The organism is Streptomyces sp. NPDC002809 (assembly GCF_040295435.1).
Classification (GTDB): domain Bacteria; phylum Actinomycetota; class Actinomycetes; order Streptomycetales; family Streptomycetaceae; genus Streptomyces.
In genome coordinates, this window is record NZ_JBEOVJ010000011.1 from 90,035 (window position 1) to 106,438 (window position 16,404).

Below are 16,404 nucleotides of genomic sequence, written 5' to 3' on the forward strand. Positions count from 1 at the left end.
GGTCCGGCCGCTGACCCGAACCGGCCCTGGCGTACGCTGAACCGGTCCGTAGATCCGTTGAAAAACCGCCGAAAGGTGACAGCCCGGTGACCGAGAAGGCCGACCTCCAGCCCATCCTCGACCGAGCCGCCGAAGGCGGCCGGATCACTCCGGCGGAGGCCCTCGACCTCTACCGGTCGGCGCCCCTGCACGCCCTGGGCGCGGCCGCCGACGCCGTGCGACGGCGCCGCTACGCGGGTACGGAGCACATCGCGACGTACATCATCGAGCGCAACATCAACTACACGAACGTCTGCGTCACGGCCTGCAAGTTCTGCGCCTTCTACGCCGCGCCCAAGGACACCGCCAAGGGCTGGTCCCGCGACCTCGACGACATCCTGCGCCGCTGCGCGGAGACCGTCGAGCTCGGCGGCACGCAGATCATGTTCCAGGGAGGGCACCACCCGGACTACGGCGTGGAGTACTACGAGGAGCACTTCTCCGCGATCAAGAAGGCGTTCCCGCAGCTGGTCATCCACTCGCTGGGCGCCTCCGAGATCGAGCACATGGCCCGGATCTCCAAGGTCTCCGCCGAGGAGGCCATCCAGCGGATCCACGCCGCCGGCCTCGACTCCTTCGCCGGCGCCGGCGCCGAGCTGCTCCCGGCCCGGCCGCGCACCGCGATCGCCCCGCTCAAGGAGTCCGGCGAGCGCTGGCTGGAGATCATGGAGATCGCCCACGGCCTGGGTGTCGAGTCCACCTCCACCATGCTGATGGGCACCGGCGAGACGAACGCCGAGCGCATCGAGCACCTGAGCATGATCCGTGACGTGCAGGACCGCACCGGAGGCTTCCGGGCCTTCATCCCGTACACGTACCAGCCGGAGAACAACAAGCTGAAGGGCCAGACGCAGGCCACTCTCTTCGAGTACCTGCGGATGATCGCCATCGCCCGGATCTTCCTGGACAACGTCGCCCACATCCAGGGCTCCTGGCTCACCACCGGCAAGGAGGTCGGCCAGCTGTCGCTGCACTACGGCGCGGACGACCTCGGCTCGATCATGCTGGAGGAGAACGTCGTCTCCTCCGCCGGCGCCAAGCACCGCTCCAACCGCCTGGAGATCATCGACCTGATCCGCAAGGCGGACCGGGTGCCGGCCCAGCGCGCCACCACGTACGAGCACCTCGTCGTCCACGACGACCCGGCGAACGACCCGGTCGACGAGCGCGTCGTCTCGCACATCTCGTCCACCGCGATCGAGGGCGGCACGGCCCACCCGGAGCTCAAGCTCCTCAACGCCAACTAGGTACGTACGCCGTGCTGACGATCCACGCCGCCGCCCTGCTCCTGCCGGGCGGCGGCCGTGCTCCCGTGCCCGGCGGGGCGGTGGCCGTGCAGGACGCGGTGACCGTCGCCTTCGGCCCGTACGGGGAACTGGCCGCGGCCCACCCCGCCGCCCGGGTCCGTCGCTGGCCGGGCGTCCTGACCCCGGGCCTCCTGCAGAGGGACGCGGTCCGGCTGCTGGCGGAGTCGTACTTCCCCGATCCGCGGGAGGCGGACGCCCTGGGCACGGAGCCGCTGACCGGCGAGGCGCTCGACGCGCTCGGGCCCGACGACACCCGGCGGGCCGGCAGTGTGCGGCGCGGGCTGCACCGGATGCTCCGTCACGGGACGACCGCGGCGACGGCCGCCCCCACCGCACCACCCGCCCTGGTCACGGCCATGCGCCGGTCCGGACTGCTGGTCATCGGCGCTCCGGCGCACTCCGGTGGCGCGTCGCGGCTCGATCCGCTGGCCGGGGCCGTGGCGGTGGCCGACGCGATGGCGGCTCCGTTCACCGTCGGCGGGCGGGCCGATATCGCCGCCTTCGACGTACCGGACGAGGACGCGCTGCTCGCGGCCGGCGGGGCGAGCTGTGTGGCCACGGTCGCGGCGGGGCGACTGGTGTACCGGGGCCGGTAGACGGCACCCGTCAGGGCGTCACGGCACCGAAGGGCCGCCGAGGTACTGCCCCTTGGCGTCGTAGGGCCAGGCGTTGGAGACGCATCCCTTGAGGCCGTATATCTGCTGCATCATGGCGGGGGCGGGCCGGCCCCTGCCGGGGCAGGTCTCGTGGCCGTGGCCCAGCCAGTGGCCGACCTCGTGGTTGACGATCAGGGCGCGGTAGTCGGCCAGGGGGCCGTGGAACTCAGGTGAACCCTGCTGCCAGCGCTTCAGGTTGACCATGACGTCGGTCCCGACCCGGCAGTTGACCTCGCCATGGGTGTCGAGCCCGCCCTTCCCGCAGATGCGGTCGGTGGTCGCGGGTGTGGCGATCCGGATGACCAGTCCCGCCGGACCCTCGGCGACCTGGCGGAACGACCGCTCCCCGTGGTGCGACCAGCCCCGCGGCGCGGCCAGGACGCGGGCGACCTCGGCGGCCGCCCTGTCCGCGTCCAGGCCGGACCCCTTCTCCACCTCGACCCGGTAGGCGTTGCCCTTGCCGGTCTCCGAGACGCCTGCGCGGGCGACGGTGAAGGTGGCGGACGCGGAGGACGTACGCGGATCGTGCCCACCGTTCCACCGGATGCCCACGACGGCCGCCGCGACCAGCACAACCGGCACCACGGCCTTGACGAACAGCCTGCTCCGGCCGCGTTCCCGCTGCCCGCCCCGGCGAGTATTCCCTGCGGACATCAGCGCCCCTCCCCAGCCCTCGGTGGATTCCACTCCCGCCTTAAGGACCGATGTCGGGGCCAATTGGTTCAGTCCACTTGCAAACGAGGTGGGTCCGGGCGCGCGAGTCCGGGGAGCGTCACCGTACGGAAGGGCCGCCGAGGTACTGCCCCTTGGCGTCGTAGGGCCAGGCGTTGGAGACGCATCCCTTGAGGCCGTATATCTGCTGCATCATGGCGGGGGCGGGCCGGCCCCTGCCGGGGCAGGTCTCGTGGCCGTGGCCCAGCCAGTGGCCGACCTCGTGGTTGACGATCAGGGCGCGGTAGTCGGCCAGCGGCCCGCTGAACTCCGGCGAACCGGTCTGCCAGCGCTTCAGGTTCACCATCACCGTCTCGCCCACGCGGCAGTTGACCTCGCCACGGGTGTTGAGGCCCTCCGCCCCGCAGATGCGGTCCGTGGTCGCCGCGGTGGCGATACGGACCACCATCCCGATGGGCCCCGTGGCCACCTGGTGGAACGAGCGCGCCCCGCCGTGCGCCCAGCCGCGCGGCGCGGCCAGGACGTCGGCGATCAGGGCGGCCGCCGCGTCCGGATCCACGCCTGAACCGTCCTCGACCTCGACCCGGTAGGCGCTCCCGCCCCCGGACGAGGCGCCCGCCCGGGCGACCGTGAACGTACCCGGGCCGGACGCCGGGACACGGGGAGACCGGGCGGTGGCGGAAGGAGAGGGGGAGGGGCCCGCGGCGGTCGCACCCGGCTTCGCGGCGGGGGAAGGCGCCTTCGTGGCCGGGCCCGGCTCGGTGGCCGGGGAGGACGACATGCTGTCCGGGTCCGGGTCCGGGTCCGGGTCCGAGTTCCGGGCGGTGGCCGAGGTCTCCGGCACGGCCGCCGCGGCCGACGGGCCGTCACCGCCCGCCCACCGGGGAGCGGTGGCCACGGCGCCGCCGATCAGCGCCGCCGGTACGAGTACCGCGACCAGTACCCGTACCCGGCCGCGGCGCCGGCGCGCCTGCCCGGCGCGGCGACGGTCTCCCCGCCCGTGCCGCCGTCCTGGGTGCGTTCCCGTCTCAGCCGCCACGAACGGAGTGCTCCTTGTCTTCCATCGGATGCGCGTCCGCGTACTTCACGAGAGCCATGAACCTGGGGTCACCGGCGGCGGCGGCCAGTTGCTCCACGGTGACCGGCGCCGAGACCATCGAGGAGTCGTCACCGGCGACCGAGAGCCTGACGGTGCTGGTGCCGTAGGTGAACTTGAGATCCACGCCGGTGATGGTCTGCGAGCCGTTCCCGTTCCCCTCCGCCGTGACGGCGCGGACCTTGATGCCGCCCGGCAGCATCGCCGTCCTGCACCGGAAACCCTTCAAGGGGTTGTCCACGCACGCCGGATCGGCGCCGATGTCCCCCGGATCGCCCTTGGGGCGTACCGAGAAGATGAGGGGGAAGGTGTTGCCGTCCGATCCGCCCTGGTACCGGTTCACCGCCAGGTCGACCGGACGGACGGCGCCGAGCTGCTCGTGGAACAGTTCGCCGAGCAGTACCGCGACCTGCTGCTGGAACTCCTCCTGCCGGGCCCGTTCGGCCGCCGGCAGGTCGGCCATGGGTGTCTCGCCGTCGGTCGGCTCGACGTGCACGGGCTTGAGGGCGGGCCGGGCAGTGGTCGGGGACGGGGTGGCGGTCGTGGTCCGCGAGGCGGCGGAACCGGTCCGCGCCTCTTGAGAACCCCCTCCGGGCCCCCACATCGGCAGTGCCACGCCGAACACTCCCAGCGCCACCGCACTCGCCACCCCCGCCCCGACGGCCGCGCGGGCGCGGGTGCGGCGCCTGCGGCCCTGGACCAGGGCGACGGGTACCAGATCGGGCAGTGGCGGCACACCTTCGGCCGCCTGTTCCATGGCAGCCCTGATCAACAGGTCCTCGGCCTCCGGGGCCGGCCCACGGCCGGGGGAGCGGTCAGTAATGTCCACGACGTTCTCCTCAGCTTCGGGTGGTGTAGAGATGCGCGTCGCCCAGGCGGCTGCGCAGCGTGGCGAGCGAGCGCGAACACTGGCTCTTCACGGTGGACGGGCTGCAGCGCAGCAGCTCGGCGACCGTTTCCACGCTCAGGTCCTCCCAGTACCGCAGGACGACCATCGCCCGTGCACGGGAGGGCAGTTCGGCGAGCGCCGCCAGCAGGGTGACGGTCAGCTCGGGACCGGTCGCGGGTGCGTGCGAGGCGATCGGCGTATGGGCACGGAAGTCGCGCAGCCGGCGGCGGCGCTCGGCGATGTAGGTGCGGGTCAGCACCGTGCGGGCGTAGGCGTCCGGATGGTCGGCCGCGCTCGCCCGGCCCCAGTGCTGGAACAGCTTCGCCAGTGTCGTCTGGGTCAGATCACGGGCGGCGTCCGCGTCCCCGCACAGCAGATACGCGGTGCGGTACAGCCTGCGCTGACTCGCGCGGGCGAAATCCTCGAAGCCGGCGGCGTCCGCGCTGCGACCGGTGGTCATCCAGCCTCCTCTGCGGTCTGTCGGTGGTCACTACGCCTGTTACTGAGTACCGACGGTCCGGAAAGGTTGAAGCCGGATCGGGATCCGTGTGCGAACGCGGGGATACGGGGGATTCGGGGGAGTGGGGACGCGGGGAGTGTGGGGACGGCGGGGACGTGGGGGACGTGGGGGACTGGCAGGTGCGCTCAGGGGCGGGCCGGTCTGCCCGCCCCTTCCCGGGAACCGGTCGGCCCTTTCCACGTCCGCCGGGGGCGGACGAGGTGCGAACAGGAGCATGCGGGAAGCGCGGAGAGCCAGGACACCTCTGTGATCCAGAAGTCCCTGTGATCCGGCACGCCTCTGTGTTCCGGCACGTCTCTGTGATGTGGAGCGGCTGCGCGATGCGGACCGGACGACAGGCAGAGCCGAAGGCTCGGGGCGCCGCCGGGCTTCGAGGGGACATTGGCGAGGTGAACCTCGCGGTCCGCGGGGTGACCTGCAGAAAAGCCGTGACTTCCCCGTTCGAGGGGCCGGATCGACGCCATGGCGTTGCCCGACAGCGGGCCCGCCCCGCAGCGGTCCGGCCGGGCTGCTTGAATGGTTGGGTGACCCGAGCCTCCCTGGACAAGCAGCCGCACGAAGTCGCCTCGATGTTCGACGACGTGGCGGCGAACTACGACCTCACCAACGACGTGCTCTCGCTCGGCCAGGCCCGGCTGTGGCGCAAGGAGGTCGCCGCCGCGGTGCACGCCCGGCCCGCGGAGAAGGTCCTCGACCTGGCCGCCGGGACCGCGACGTCCTCGCTGCCGTTCGCCGCGACCGGCGCGTACGTCGTGCCGTGCGACTTCTCCATCGGCATGCTGCGCGAGGGCAAGAAGCGCAACTCCTGGCTGCCGTTCACGGCGGGCGACGCCACGAAGCTGCCGTTCCGCGACGAGACGTTCGACGCGGTGACCATCTCCTTCGGGCTGCGCAACGTCCAGGACACCGACACGGCGCTCCGCGAGCTCTACCGGGTGACCAAGCCGGGCGGCCGGGTGGTCATCTGCGAGTTCTCCCAGCCGGTCTGGGCACCGTTCCGGACCGTCTACACCGAGTACCTGATGCGGGCCCTGCCGCCGGTCGCGCGTGCGGTGTCGTCCAACCCCGACGCGTACGTCTACCTCGCCGAGTCGATCCGCGCCTGGCCCGACCAGGCCGGGCTCGCGGCCAGGCTCCAGCAGGCCGGCTGGTCGAAGGTCGCCTGGCGCAACCTCACGGGCGGTGTGGTCGCGCTCCACCGGGGCGTACGCGCCTGAGGCCGGCGGAGCACGGGCCCGACGGAGGTGCGGCCGGTGAAATCCGGTGCGGTGGATCCGAGTTGACGGGAACCGGGTAACGGGGAAGATGTGTCCGTTGATACGGCACGCGTCTTCCCCGTTCCTGTGTGTCACCGTTCCGGCCGTCCCCGTCTCCCCCTTGCGGAGTCCTCATGCCGTCGTACTGTCCCTTCTGCGGAACCCAGGCGCCGGACGAGGCGCGCTTCTGCATGAAGTGCGGGCGCGAACGCCCGCAGGCACCCGCTGCGCCTCCGCAGGCACCCCCGCCGCCCGTCGCGCTGCCGCCCGTAGCGCCGCCTCCGCTCGCCGCGTTCCCGCCCGCTCCGGCGGCGGGTCCGCCCCTGCCGCCCGGGTACGCCCCGATGCCGGCGGTCCCGGTGGGGCCCTCGCCCCTCGGCGCCTTCTTCGGCCGGGTGTTCCGGGACGGCTGGGCGGGCTCGGTGAAGGCCGCCGCCTGGCCGAGCGGACTGATCGTGGCCCTCGCGGTGGCGCTCTCCATCCCGACGTACGGGCAGGGCGACGACATCGTCGTCGGCTGGAGCGACCGGCTGCGGATCGCGCTCGCGATGCTGCTCCAGGGGTTCGGCGGCGGCTTCGAGCTCCGGACGGCCGGGCCCGTCCGCCCGGACGGCTCCGACTACGACTACGACTACGGATCCGACTACGGCTCCGGCGGATCGGACTTCGGATCGGACCTCGGGAGCCTGGACCCGGGCACCCAGGGCAGTTACACGCTCGCCGTCGTCCCGCTCACCGTCACCGTGCTCTGGATCGGTGCGCTGGTCCTCGGCGCCCGTGCGGCCCGCAGACAGGGCGGCGGTCCGGAGGCCGCGGTACGGATCAGCTTCGTGGCCGCCGCTGCCGTCCTGCTCCTCGGACTCTTCGCGCAGCCCGAGGTCGCGGACGTCGAGGTCTCGTCCTCCCCGGTCCTCGCCGCGCTCGGTGCGCTCGTCATGGCGTTGCTGGTCACCGGCTGCGTACTGCAACGCGACGCGGCGGCCCAGTGGCTGGCGGGACGGCCCGGGGCGCTGACCCTGGTCCGGGCCGCCGGTTCGGCTGTCCGGGCACTCGGCGTCGTGCTGCTGCTCTGCTCCCTGATCGGCTTCGTCACGTACGCCACCGCGGACGACGTCGACGGCGAAGCCCTGCTGATCGCCCTGCCGTTGCTGCCCAACATCGGACTGCATGTGCTCGGCCTGAGCTGGGGCGCCCACGTCGAGTACGACCTGTGGGGGCAGTTGGACGTCTTCGGTCCCGGTACGGGGCACGACGGATTCGGCCTGGCCGAACTGGCCGACGAATTCGGCGGCTGGGCCCTGACCGGGGCGTTGGCCACCGGCGTCGTCTGCGCGCTCACGGTCGGGCTGATGGCCGCCCGCCGCTCGGCGGGCCGGGGCGAACAGGCCACCGCGGGCGGGCTGTTCCTGCTGATGATCCTGGTGCTGGCCGGGCTGGGCGGAGTCTCCAGCGGCATCGACGGCACGGACGGTCCGGGCACCGTCGAATTCGCCCTGAGCGTGTCGGACGTGCTGCTGTTCGGCCTGCTGTGGGTGGGCGGTGCCGTGTTCCTCGCGCCGTACCTGTTGCGGCTGACGGGGCGTGCCGGGGCGGTTCCCCCGGCTTACCCGGCGTACCCGGCGGCTCCGGGCCCGTACATGCCCGCTTCCGCCCCCGCTTTCGAGCCAGTCCCCGTCCCCGTCCCCGCCTCCGTCCCCGAACCGTCCGGCGGCAGACGGACCGTCGTCATCTGGTGCGCGACGCTCGCCGCCGCGCTGCTCGTCGGCGGCGGGGTGACCGCCGGTGTGCTGGCGCTGAAGGACCGCGACAGCGACGACAACAAGCCTGCCCCGGTCCGGAGCAGCGAGACGTCGACGGATGCGCCGCCGACCGGACAGTTTGACACCGACCAGGTCAACGCCCCCGGCGGCTCCTAGGGCCTCCCGTCCGGATCATGCCGGGTCCCTCGTCCGGATCACGCCGGGCTCGCGGGGTCCGGCCTGATCCGGACGAAGGACCTCAGCGCCTCCCGTCCGGATCACGCGGGCTCGCCGGCCCCGGCCCGATCCAGGCGAAAGACCCGGACGGCCCGGTCCGCCCGGATGCCGACGGCACCGGCTCCGGGCGTCAGCGGTCCAGCTCCAGCCGGAAGCACCGCGCCTCCTGGCCCTCGCGGGGCGTCGTGAAGCTCTCCGCCTCCTCCATGCCGAGGCGCCGGGCCACGGCGATCGACCGCTCGTTGAGCGCGTCGATCGTCGCCACCACCCGCTCCACCCCGGCCGCGCGCAGCCGCTCCAGCGTGAGGCGCGCGGCCGCTGTCACGTAACCGCGGCCCCAGGCGGACCGGGTCAGCCGCCAGCCGATCTCGATCTCGCCCACCGGTCCGTACGCGCTGTGCGGCCACGGCTGCGCACCCGTGAAGCCGAGCACCTCGCCGTTCTCGTCGAGCACGGTCCACAGGCAGAAGCCCAGTTCCGCGTCGTGTCTGCGCTGGCGGGCGGTCCACTCCTCGTACAGGGACAGCTCGTCGGAGGTACCGCCGTAGAACTCCATCACCTCCGGGTCGTCGAAGGCGCGATGCCAGGCCACCGCGTCCTCGTCGGTCGGGACACGCAGCTGTACGACGGGGAGTGCGGGAGGCGCGATCGACATCGGGGAGCCCTTCGGAGGTTGATCAGCAGGCCCCCATAGACTGCCCTGGCCATGTGCCGCGCGGCACGCGAATTCGAGTCTTCGGGAGATCCGACCGTGACCGAGCCCCTGTCCGAACACAGCGCGGACGTGATCGTCGTCGGGGCAGGCCCGGCCGGCTCCACGACCGCCTACTACCTCGCCAAGGCCGGACTCGACGTCCTGCTCCTGGAGAAGACCGCCTTCCCGCGCGAGAAGGTCTGCGGTGACGGCCTCACGCCGCGCGCCACCAAGCAGCTCGTCTCCATGGGCATCGACATCTCCGAAGAGGCCGGCTGGCTGCGCAACAAGGGCCTGCGCATCATCGGCGGCGGCGTCCGGCTGGAGCTGGACTGGCCGGATCTCGCCTCGTACCCGGACTACGGACTGGTCCGCAAGCGCGACGACTTCGACGAGCAGCTGGCCCGCCAGGCGCAGAAGGCGGGCGCGCGGCTGTACGAGCGCTGCAACGTCGGCGCCCCGGTCACGGACGCCCGCACCGGCCGCATCACCGGCGTGCACGCGAAGCTCGGCGAGGAGAAGACCCCGGTCACCTTCCACGCCCCGCTCGTCGTCGCCGCCGACGGCAACTCCACCCGGCTCTCCCTCGCGATGGGCCTGCACCGCCGCGAGGACCGCCCGATGGGTGTCGCGGTCCGTACGTACTTCACCTCGCCCCGCCACGACGACGACTACCTGGAGTCCTGGCTGGAGCTGTGGGACCGCCGCGGCGCCGAGGACCGGCTGCTGCCCGGGTACGGCTGGATCTTCGGCATGGGCGACGGCACGTCCAACGTCGGCCTCGGCATCCTCAACTCCTCCTCCGCCTTCAAGGAGCTGGACTGGCGCGAGGTCCTCAAGGCATGGTGCGCCTCCATGCCGGAGGACTGGGGGTACACCCCCGAGAACATGACGATGCCGATCCGCGGCGCCGCCCTCCCGATGGCCTTCAACCGGCAGCCGCACTACACCAAGGGCCTGCTGCTCGTCGGCGACGCCGCCGGCATGGTCAACCCGTTCAACGGCGAAGGCATCGCGTACGCCATGGAGTCGGGCCAGATCGCCGCGGACGTCATCGTCCAGGCCCACGCCCGCTCGACCCCGGCCCAGCGTGAACTGGCCCTGAGCAACTACCCGAAGGTGCTCAAGGAGACCTACGGCGGCTACTACACGATGGGCCGCGCCTTCGTGAAGCTGATCGGCAACCCGAAGGTCATGAAGATCGCCACCCAGCGCGGCCTCACGCACCCGCTGCTGATGAAGTTCACCCTGAAGATGCTCGCCAACCTCACCGACCCGACGGGCGGCGACGCGATGGACCGCATCATCAACGGTCTCTCGAAGGTGGCGCCGAAGGCGTGAGCGGCCGGTCCCGGCCCGGGCACAATGCCGGTGACCTCGGGTTGGCCTCCCCGGCAGCGGTCACCGGTGGTCGGCCGGGGGAGGTGGCGTGCGCACGACGGGCGGGATGGGCCGGCGGCCGGGGATGTTGATGCGAATCCGGGTGGTGAGCCGGGATCCTTTCGGCACCGGCACCGGCACCGGCACCGGCACCGGCACCGGCGGGGACGGGGACGTGGCGGGCGGTGGCCGGTCCGGGTTCTGGCAGGCGGTACACGGACAGTACTTGTACGGGCGGCCTGGGCCTGCGGGCGGAACGAACCAGTCCGGAGCCCGGGGCGGCCCGCCCCGAGGCAGGGCAACGGGCGTCGGCCCGCCCCGAGGCAGGCCAACGGGCTTCGGCCCGGCTTCGGCTTGTTTCGGCTGTGCGGGCTGCTGATCGGCCGGGCGGGGCCAGGCCTGCTGTGGCACTCGACGGGGGAGCGGCGCGCGAGGAACCGCTGCAGGGACCCGCAGGATCAGGGTCGGGGTGTCCAAGGGGTGGAGCGGGGACGGTTCAGCCGCCTGTCCGGGGGCGCAGTCGGCGCAGAGGGCAGCGGCCCATCCTCGCGCGCCGTTGTAGCCGAAGGACGGACGACGGCACTGAGGACAGGCGAGCTCTCCGCGTCGCTGCGCCTGGTCAACGAGGAGTTCACGGGTCATACGGGCCGACTTCCGGCCGGCGTCGTTGCTCTGATGCGGGATGTCGACCAGCAGCTTGAGCCCGGGCTCCTTGCGCGCCGAGGACTCCAGGTCACTCATGAGCAGTTGCAGGTCCCGTGGCGTGATGCGGTCATGTGTGATGAGACGGTCATTCCGCCGGTGACGGGCACGGGTGCTGCTGCGGTCCGCGTCCGCACGGTCCCAGGCCTTCCCCCACTCCGCGAGGTCGGCCCTGCGGAGGCCGCAGGCCTCGGCGAACGCGAGCACGAAGTCGCGGCTCGGCGTCGACCGTCCCTTGAGGACCCGGCCGGCCGTACTGCGGGGGAGCCTTCCCACATTGCCGAGGCGCGGGTCCAGGCTCCGCAGCGGAGGGCTTCCGTCGTCCTGGTACAGGTCGACGATGGCGGAGTGCAGGTCGGCGAAGTCCTTGACGACGCTGATGTGCGCTCCGCCACGGTGCCCCGTGAGCACGCCCTGGGCACGGACCTCGTCGCGGCGGGCGTGCTTCCACAGACGTTCGGCCTCTTTTGTGCTGCGGCCGCAGGCCCGTGCGTAAGAGGTGACCACGTTCAGGTTCTGCGGCACGCTGCATCCGGAGGCGGCGCGCGCGAGGGTGTCGGCGCTGAAGTCCGTGCGGGTGGCGAGCTGGTTGTAGGTCAGCCCGGCTTCGTCACGGCCTGCGCGCAGCCAGGTCGCCAGCGCGAGCAAGGATTTGCTGCACTGGGAGATCGGTTTCTCGCGGCGCCCCATGGTCGGTCAGGCCTCTGCCGGACCCGGCTCGGCGGAACCGTTCTGCAGCCGTCGCAGCAGCCGGACGCCCAGGGCTGCGGCTTCGGCGAGCAGCAGAGCAGCGCTGACAACGGGTAGCCCGGCGAGGGCGAGAACGGTGGTGGCGACAACGATGACGATGAGGACGACGACTTCGGGGACGGTGAGGGGCCGGGATGGCACGGCATCGGAGGTGCCGCAGAGCAGGCTGTTGGGCATCGTGGTTCTCCAGACGTACGTGTACTGCGGGCGAACAGATGGGTTGTGCAAGGCGGTTGCCGCCGCCTGTGTAGGTAGTGATGTTGCAGCATGCGCGGCGGCCGGACTATCCCCATGTGCGTCATATCCGCTTGGGTGTCCCTGTGCCGGTCCGGGCGGACCGGCGGCATTTGCAGGGCTTCTCTCCTGGTCAGGACAGAGAAGAGGTGCGCGATTCCGCAGATCCGTCCCACCTTTCGGTGTCCAATTTGGAGACGTATGCGGATTGGCGCGGGAGCGTCCCGTCGGCTGATACCGCTTCCGGCCATGGCCGGAAGTGTCTCGCCGCAGCTCATGGGCTCGCCACGGTCGCGTTATCCGCAGCTACGTCTCCGTATTGACCTGGCGGCGCGGATACCCGATCTTTGACGGTGCGCCCGCAACAGGCCTGTTTCTGCTGCGGGGCTCTCCGATGTGCTGCGGGCAATCCAGTTCCGGAGACGGAGTGGACTCGTTGCCGCGAGTGGCTCCTCAAAGGTCCTGGCGCCGCGGTGGCGGTGCCAGGACCCCGCCGTCCCAGCCTGCGGCGAGGACGGCACCGCGCTGATCTACGTGATCAGCGACGTCGGTCATTCGGTCACGCGGTCACTCACCGCGGAGGGCGTGAGAGTCAGGCACAGCACGGGACGTACGTGCCACTCGATATGGCGCCCCCTGGGGAGCAGGAGCGTGAACCCGCAGGGATCACCGCGATGGAGCGCGCCGAGCGCCTGCACCCAGCCGCCCTGGTCGGCCCAGTAGAGCGCCCGCGCCGTTTCGCGCGGGGTCAGTCCGAGGACGTGGCTGGCGCGGAGCTGTACGCGGATGACGCGGATCGCCTCACGGGGGCCGGGCAGGATGCGGAGGTCGACCGGTTCCGGGACGAAGCCGGTGGCGGGGCCGTACCGAAGTACCTCGAACCGGAAGCCGTGTGCGACGCGGACGTTCACGGGGGTGGCCTGGGGTGTTGTACGCATGGTCGACCGTCCGATCGAAGCGGGTGGCTGCGCGGATGCGGTGGCCATCAACGGGCCTATCTGCGCGCGCAGTTGAGGTGCCGCTGGGCGTGGTCGAGCGGTGCGCTCGCAGGGCCTGGCGACGTACGGTGACGGTAACGTCACCGTACGTCCGGCGCAACAGTGGGACGTCCCTATGTTGTGCCACGCCATGCGAAACGCCCTCCCCCTGACCTTCTTCCGTTCAGGTGGAGGGCGCTGGGCCGAGATGGTCAGATCAGGTGGTCGAACTCGCCGGCCTTGACGCCCAGGACGAAGGCGCGGAGCTTGGCGACGCTCGTCGTGACGATCAGGTCGGGGTCATCGCTCTCGCGTATCTTGATCGCGCCGTCCACGGGTGCCAGCTCGATGCAGCTCTGGTTGTCGTCCGCTCCCGAGAATGACGACTTCTGCCAGTTGATTGCCTCGGTCATGTCGCTTCGACTCACATTTCCTGTGCGATGAATTGGATGAACTGAGCTGACTCCTCCGGGGCGAGGGAGATCGACTCGACGGAATCAAGCAGTTTCCGGTACCTGACGAGTTGGGCTTCGGCGTCCAGGAATCCGGCGTCGAAGGCGCTGTCGATCTGCACGGTGTCGAGCGCCGGGATGCCGGCACCGGCGTACAGCATCGAATGGGCCGAGCCGGTGATCTGTGCCGTGAACGGGATGACGCGGATCGTTACGGACGGCCATGAGGACGCCGCGTGAAGGAAGTTGAGCTGCTCACGCATGACGTCCGTTCCGCAGTAGCGCATGCGGAGCGCGGCCTCGTGAACAAACGCCTCGAACGGGGTCGGGGCGGGGCGGTCGAAAATGTCTCGGCGCCTCGCGCGGTGCTCGACGCGGGCATTCAGTTCTGCGGCCGGAAGGTCGGAGATGCCGCTCCGGATCAGATCCCGTGCGTATGCCTCTGTCTGGAAGATGCCTGGAATATTCAGCATCTGAATGGCGCGGATGTAGGTGGCGCGGTGCTCCAGCTCGGCCAGGTCCAGGAATCCCGGCGAGAGTACGCCCCGGTAGTCGTCCCACCATCCCTTCGTTCGCTCCTCCGCCATGCTCGCGAGGGCGTCCACCAGGTGCTTGTCGCCGGCCGAGTAGTGGGCGGCGAGGCGGCGGACGCGCTGGTCGCTCACGCCGTAGCGACCGGATTCGATGTGGCTGATCTGTGCACGCTCACCGCCCAGGAACGCGGCGGCCTCGCTTCCGGACATTCCGGCACGCTCGCGCAGCTTGCGAAGCTCTGCGCCCAATCGCTTCTGCCTGGCGGTCGGGTAGCTCCTCGGTGGCATCGGCCTCCCCTTCGTGCGGGTACGAGTGTGCCGCCCCACTGTGCCACTGGTCCACTCGTATGAGTGCTACAGCCGTCCCACTGTTGCGCCGTCCCAATGTTGTGCCCTAGCGTCCAGGGGTGTCGACCGGCAACGGCCCGATGAACCGAAGTGCAGCCACCCGTAAGCGAGTTCAGCCTGCCCGGGACCGGCCGATGCCACGGATCACCGGAACAGGCCGACGCACCGGAGACCCGCTCACGTAGGGAGACCGCGTCATGACCTCCGTAACCATTCCGCCCCCGCCCCCGCTCACCCCGTACCTCCCGCAGCGCGGCGAGCGCTACCGGCTCGTCGCGCCGAACACCCCCACCGCACCCCGCGTCGCGCGGGACTTCGTGGGCATGCTGCTGCGGATCACCCGGCACCCCGGGCTGGTCGACGACGCCCGGTTGTGCGTGAGCGAGGTGGTGTCCAACGCGCACTGCCACACGCGGTCGGCGCGCATCCGGGTAGATGTCACGGTGAACCGCCGTCAGGTCATGGTCTACGTGACCGACGACGAACCGGGCCGGCTGCCGAAGCCGGGCGCCGCGCCGCACGGGGAGGGCGGGCGCGGCCTCGTCATCGTGGAGAGCCTGACGGACCGGTGGGGGACCACGACGCGCGGCGGGCGGGTACGGACCGCCAAGACCGTCTGGTTCGTTCTCGTCGAACGTGCCCCGGACCGCGTGTGAACCGGGGAACGCGTCCGCGTCGTCAACGGCCCGGCGGGGGCGGCGCCGCGGCCCCGGGGCCCTTCACCCGGAGAGCGACGAGCACCACCGCGCCGGCCGTCACCGCCCCGCACCACATGACCGCGCGGAGCGAGGCGTGGTCGACGACGTAGCCGCCCGCCAGTGCGCCGGCGGCGATCGTCGCCTGGAAGGACGTGGTGAACAGGACCGACGCGGCCTCGGGTGTGCGGGGTGCCGAGCGGGCGAACCAGGTCTGTGAGCAGACCGGCACCGCGCCGTAGCCGAGACCCCACAGGACGAGGAGCGCGAGCGCGCCCCCTTCGGACCGGCCGAGGACGGGCAGGAGCGCCGTCGCGGCGGCGATCGTCGCGGCGGCCGCCCCGAACGCGGTGTGCGGACGGTGCGTCACCAGGGCGCCCCCGAGGAAGTTGCCGGCCACGCCCGCGGCCCCGTAGACGAGCAGGAAGCCGGTGATCATCCCTGGGCCGGCGCCGGTGACCTCCCGCAGGAACGGCGTTACGTACGTGTACGTGCCGAAATGCGCCAGGACCACGAGGAACGTCATCAGCAGTGCGAACCGGGTGTCCGGGCCACGCAGCATGGCGCGGAGCACGGCGGGGCGGGTCACCCGGTCCGGCGGCAGGGCCGGCAGGGTCAGGAGCAGCAGGGCCAGTACGCCCGTGGACAGCAGGCCCATCGTGACGAACGCGGTACGCCAGCCCGCCAGATCGCCGATGAGCGTGCCGGCGGGGACACCGAGCACGGAGCCGAGGGGGACGGCGGCGAAGATGACCGCTGTCGCCCGGGCGGCCGACGCCGGGCGGACCAGCCGGCCGGCCAGACCGGCGCCGATCGACCAGAAGCCGCCGATGGTGATGCCGACGAGGACCCGGGCGACCAGCACCAGCCAGTAGGCCGTCGCGGCCGCGGTGAGGAAGTTGGCCGCCGCGAGCAGCAGGACGAGGGCGCAGAGCATCAGCCGGCGGTCGACGCGGGCCGTCGTGAGGGTCACCACCGGGGCGGCGACGGCGGCGAGAAGGCCCGGCATCGTCATCATCAGGCCCGCCGTGCCGTCCGCGACGCCGAAGTCGGCCCCGATCGGCGTCAGCAGGCCGATCGGGAGGATCTCGGTGGTGACGATGACGAAGATGCCCAGCGTCACGGAGAGGACGGCCAGACGGCCGCGTAAGGGCGTGCGGGACGTGGTGTCGGTGCGGGGGGTGGCCGTGGTGGACATGGCGGGGCCGTCCTGTGCTCGGTGACGCGG

General features: G+C 71.6%; 16 protein-coding genes and 1 pseudogene. 6 read left to right on the forward strand and 11 right to left on the reverse strand.

The genetic code is table 11. The annotated features are described in order from the left end of the window. Positions 1-86: 86 nt before the first annotated feature. Positions 87-1,286 carry a cyclic dehypoxanthinyl futalosine synthase gene (mqnC, locus tag ABT025_RS10065; RefSeq protein WP_350991924.1) on the forward strand — a complete coding sequence of 400 codons (1,200 nt, stop codon included), beginning with the start codon at positions 87-89 and terminating at the stop codon, positions 1,284-1,286. 11 nt (positions 1,287-1,297) lie between these two features. Beyond that, positions 1,298-1,942, forward strand: coding sequence for a hypothetical protein (locus tag ABT025_RS10070; RefSeq protein ID WP_350991926.1), 645 nt, complete (start codon positions 1,298-1,300; stop codon positions 1,940-1,942). Positions 1,943-1,960: 18 nt separating this feature from the next. Here ABT025_RS10070 and ABT025_RS10075 read toward each other — a convergent pair. The 4 genes and pseudogenes from ABT025_RS10075 to ABT025_RS10090 form a co-directional block, all read right to left on the reverse strand. Beyond that, positions 1,961-2,515 (reverse strand): annotated as a pseudogene (locus ABT025_RS10075) (DUF3152 domain-containing protein); the annotation flags it as partial. A gap of 259 nt (positions 2,516-2,774) precedes the next feature. Beyond that, positions 2,775-3,713 carry a DUF3152 domain-containing protein gene (locus tag ABT025_RS10080; protein WP_502971912.1) on the reverse strand — a complete coding sequence of 313 codons (939 nt, stop codon included), beginning with the start codon at positions 3,711-3,713 and terminating at the stop codon, positions 2,775-2,777. Then, positions 3,703-4,599 (reverse strand): hypothetical protein, encoded by an 897-nt coding sequence (locus tag ABT025_RS10085; protein ID WP_350991932.1) that lies wholly within the window; start codon positions 4,597-4,599, stop codon positions 3,703-3,705. The genes ABT025_RS10080 and ABT025_RS10085 overlap by 11 nt, the downstream gene beginning before the upstream one ends. Positions 4,600-4,609: 10 nt before the next feature. Further along, positions 4,610-5,119 (reverse strand): SigE family RNA polymerase sigma factor, encoded by a 510-nt coding sequence (locus tag ABT025_RS10090; RefSeq protein WP_350991934.1) that lies wholly within the window; start codon positions 5,117-5,119, stop codon positions 4,610-4,612. A 584-nt stretch (positions 5,120-5,703) separates the two neighbouring features. Here ABT025_RS10090 and ABT025_RS10095 point away from each other — a divergent pair. Both ABT025_RS10095 and ABT025_RS10100 read left to right on the forward strand, forming a co-directional pair. After that, the gene (locus ABT025_RS10095; RefSeq protein WP_350991936.1) at positions 5,704-6,396 is read left to right on the forward strand and encodes a demethylmenaquinone methyltransferase; all 693 of its coding nucleotides are present in this window, start codon (positions 5,704-5,706) and stop codon (positions 6,394-6,396) included. A 173-nt stretch (positions 6,397-6,569) separates the two neighbouring features. Beyond that, complete coding sequence (locus ABT025_RS10100) at positions 6,570-8,351, forward strand: zinc ribbon domain-containing protein (protein WP_350991938.1); 1,782 nt, start codon at positions 6,570-6,572, stop codon at positions 8,349-8,351. Between the two features lie 190 nt (positions 8,352-8,541). Here the strand turns inward: ABT025_RS10100 and ABT025_RS10105 are convergent, their stop codons facing one another. After that, entirely contained in the window at positions 8,542-9,066 is a 525-nt protein-coding gene (locus ABT025_RS10105; RefSeq protein WP_350991940.1) for a GNAT family N-acetyltransferase, read from the reverse strand. Positions 9,067-9,162: 96 nt separating this feature from the next. On the opposite strand from ABT025_RS10105, the gene ABT025_RS10110 reads away from it, so the two are divergent. After that, a complete protein-coding gene (locus ABT025_RS10110) occupies positions 9,163-10,446 on the forward strand; it encodes a geranylgeranyl reductase family protein (RefSeq protein ID WP_350991942.1) in 1,284 nt (427 codons plus the stop codon). Between the two features lie 60 nt (positions 10,447-10,506). On the opposite strand, the gene ABT025_RS10115 is transcribed toward ABT025_RS10110, so the two are convergent. The 5 genes from ABT025_RS10115 to ABT025_RS10135 all read right to left on the reverse strand — a co-directional run bounded on the left by ABT025_RS10115 (position 10,507) and on the right by ABT025_RS10135 (position 14,421). After that, complete coding sequence (locus tag ABT025_RS10115) at positions 10,507-11,877, reverse strand: helix-turn-helix domain-containing protein (RefSeq protein ID WP_350991944.1); 1,371 nt, start codon at positions 11,875-11,877, stop codon at positions 10,507-10,509. A 6-nt stretch (positions 11,878-11,883) separates the two neighbouring features. Beyond that, complete coding sequence (locus ABT025_RS10120) at positions 11,884-12,114, reverse strand: hypothetical protein (protein ID WP_350991946.1); 231 nt, start codon at positions 12,112-12,114, stop codon at positions 11,884-11,886. Positions 12,115-12,722: 608 nt separating this feature from the next. After that, a complete protein-coding gene (locus tag ABT025_RS10125; protein WP_350991948.1) occupies positions 12,723-13,109 on the reverse strand; it encodes a hypothetical protein in 387 nt (128 codons plus the stop codon). 251 nt (positions 13,110-13,360) lie between these two features. Further along, positions 13,361-13,561, reverse strand: coding sequence for a DUF397 domain-containing protein (locus ABT025_RS10130; protein WP_350991950.1), 201 nt, complete (start codon positions 13,559-13,561; stop codon positions 13,361-13,363). Between the two features lie 11 nt (positions 13,562-13,572). Beyond that, positions 13,573-14,421 (reverse strand): helix-turn-helix domain-containing protein, encoded by an 849-nt coding sequence (locus ABT025_RS10135; RefSeq protein WP_350991952.1) that lies wholly within the window; start codon positions 14,419-14,421, stop codon positions 13,573-13,575. Positions 14,422-14,678: 257 nt separating this feature from the next. Between ABT025_RS10135 and ABT025_RS10140 the strand changes: the two genes are divergently transcribed. Next, positions 14,679-15,137 carry an ATP-binding protein gene (locus ABT025_RS10140; protein WP_350991954.1) on the forward strand — a complete coding sequence of 153 codons (459 nt, stop codon included), beginning with the start codon at positions 14,679-14,681 and terminating at the stop codon, positions 15,135-15,137. A gap of 22 nt (positions 15,138-15,159) precedes the next feature. On the opposite strand, the gene ABT025_RS10145 is transcribed toward ABT025_RS10140, so the two are convergent. After that, entirely contained in the window at positions 15,160-16,374 is a 1,215-nt protein-coding gene (locus ABT025_RS10145; RefSeq protein ID WP_350991956.1) for an MFS transporter, read from the reverse strand. Positions 16,375-16,404: the final 30 nt, after the last annotated feature.

Bases quoted from the DNA above. Each gene is read 5' to 3' on its own strand.
- ABT025_RS10090 (WP_350991934.1), bottom strand. From the start codon at position 5,119: ATGACCACCGGTCGCAGCGCGGACGCCGCCGGCTTCGAGGATTTCGCC.
- ABT025_RS10100 (WP_350991938.1), top strand. From the start codon at position 6,570: ATGCCGTCGTACTGTCCCTTCTGCGGAACCCAGGCGCCGGACGAGGCG.
- ABT025_RS10105 (WP_350991940.1), bottom strand. From the start codon at position 9,066: ATGTCGATCGCGCCTCCCGCACTCCCCGTCGTACAGCTGCGTGTCCCG.
- ABT025_RS10115 (WP_350991944.1), bottom strand. From the start codon at position 11,877: ATGGGGCGCCGCGAGAAACCGATCTCCCAGTGCAGCAAATCCTTGCTC.
- ABT025_RS10120 (WP_350991946.1), bottom strand. From the start codon at position 12,114: ATGCCCAACAGCCTGCTCTGCGGCACCTCCGATGCCGTGCCATCCCGG.
- ABT025_RS10125 (WP_350991948.1), bottom strand. From the start codon at position 13,109: ATGCGTACAACACCCCAGGCCACCCCCGTGAACGTCCGCGTCGCACAC.
- ABT025_RS10130 (WP_350991950.1), bottom strand. From the start codon at position 13,561: ATGACCGAGGCAATCAACTGGCAGAAGTCGTCATTCTCGGGAGCGGAC.
- ABT025_RS10135 (WP_350991952.1), bottom strand. From the start codon at position 14,421: ATGCCACCGAGGAGCTACCCGACCGCCAGGCAGAAGCGATTGGGCGCA.
- ABT025_RS10140 (WP_350991954.1), top strand. From the start codon at position 14,679: ATGACCTCCGTAACCATTCCGCCCCCGCCCCCGCTCACCCCGTACCTC.
- ABT025_RS10145 (WP_350991956.1), bottom strand. From the start codon at position 16,374: ATGTCCACCACGGCCACCCCCCGCACCGACACCACGTCCCGCACGCCC.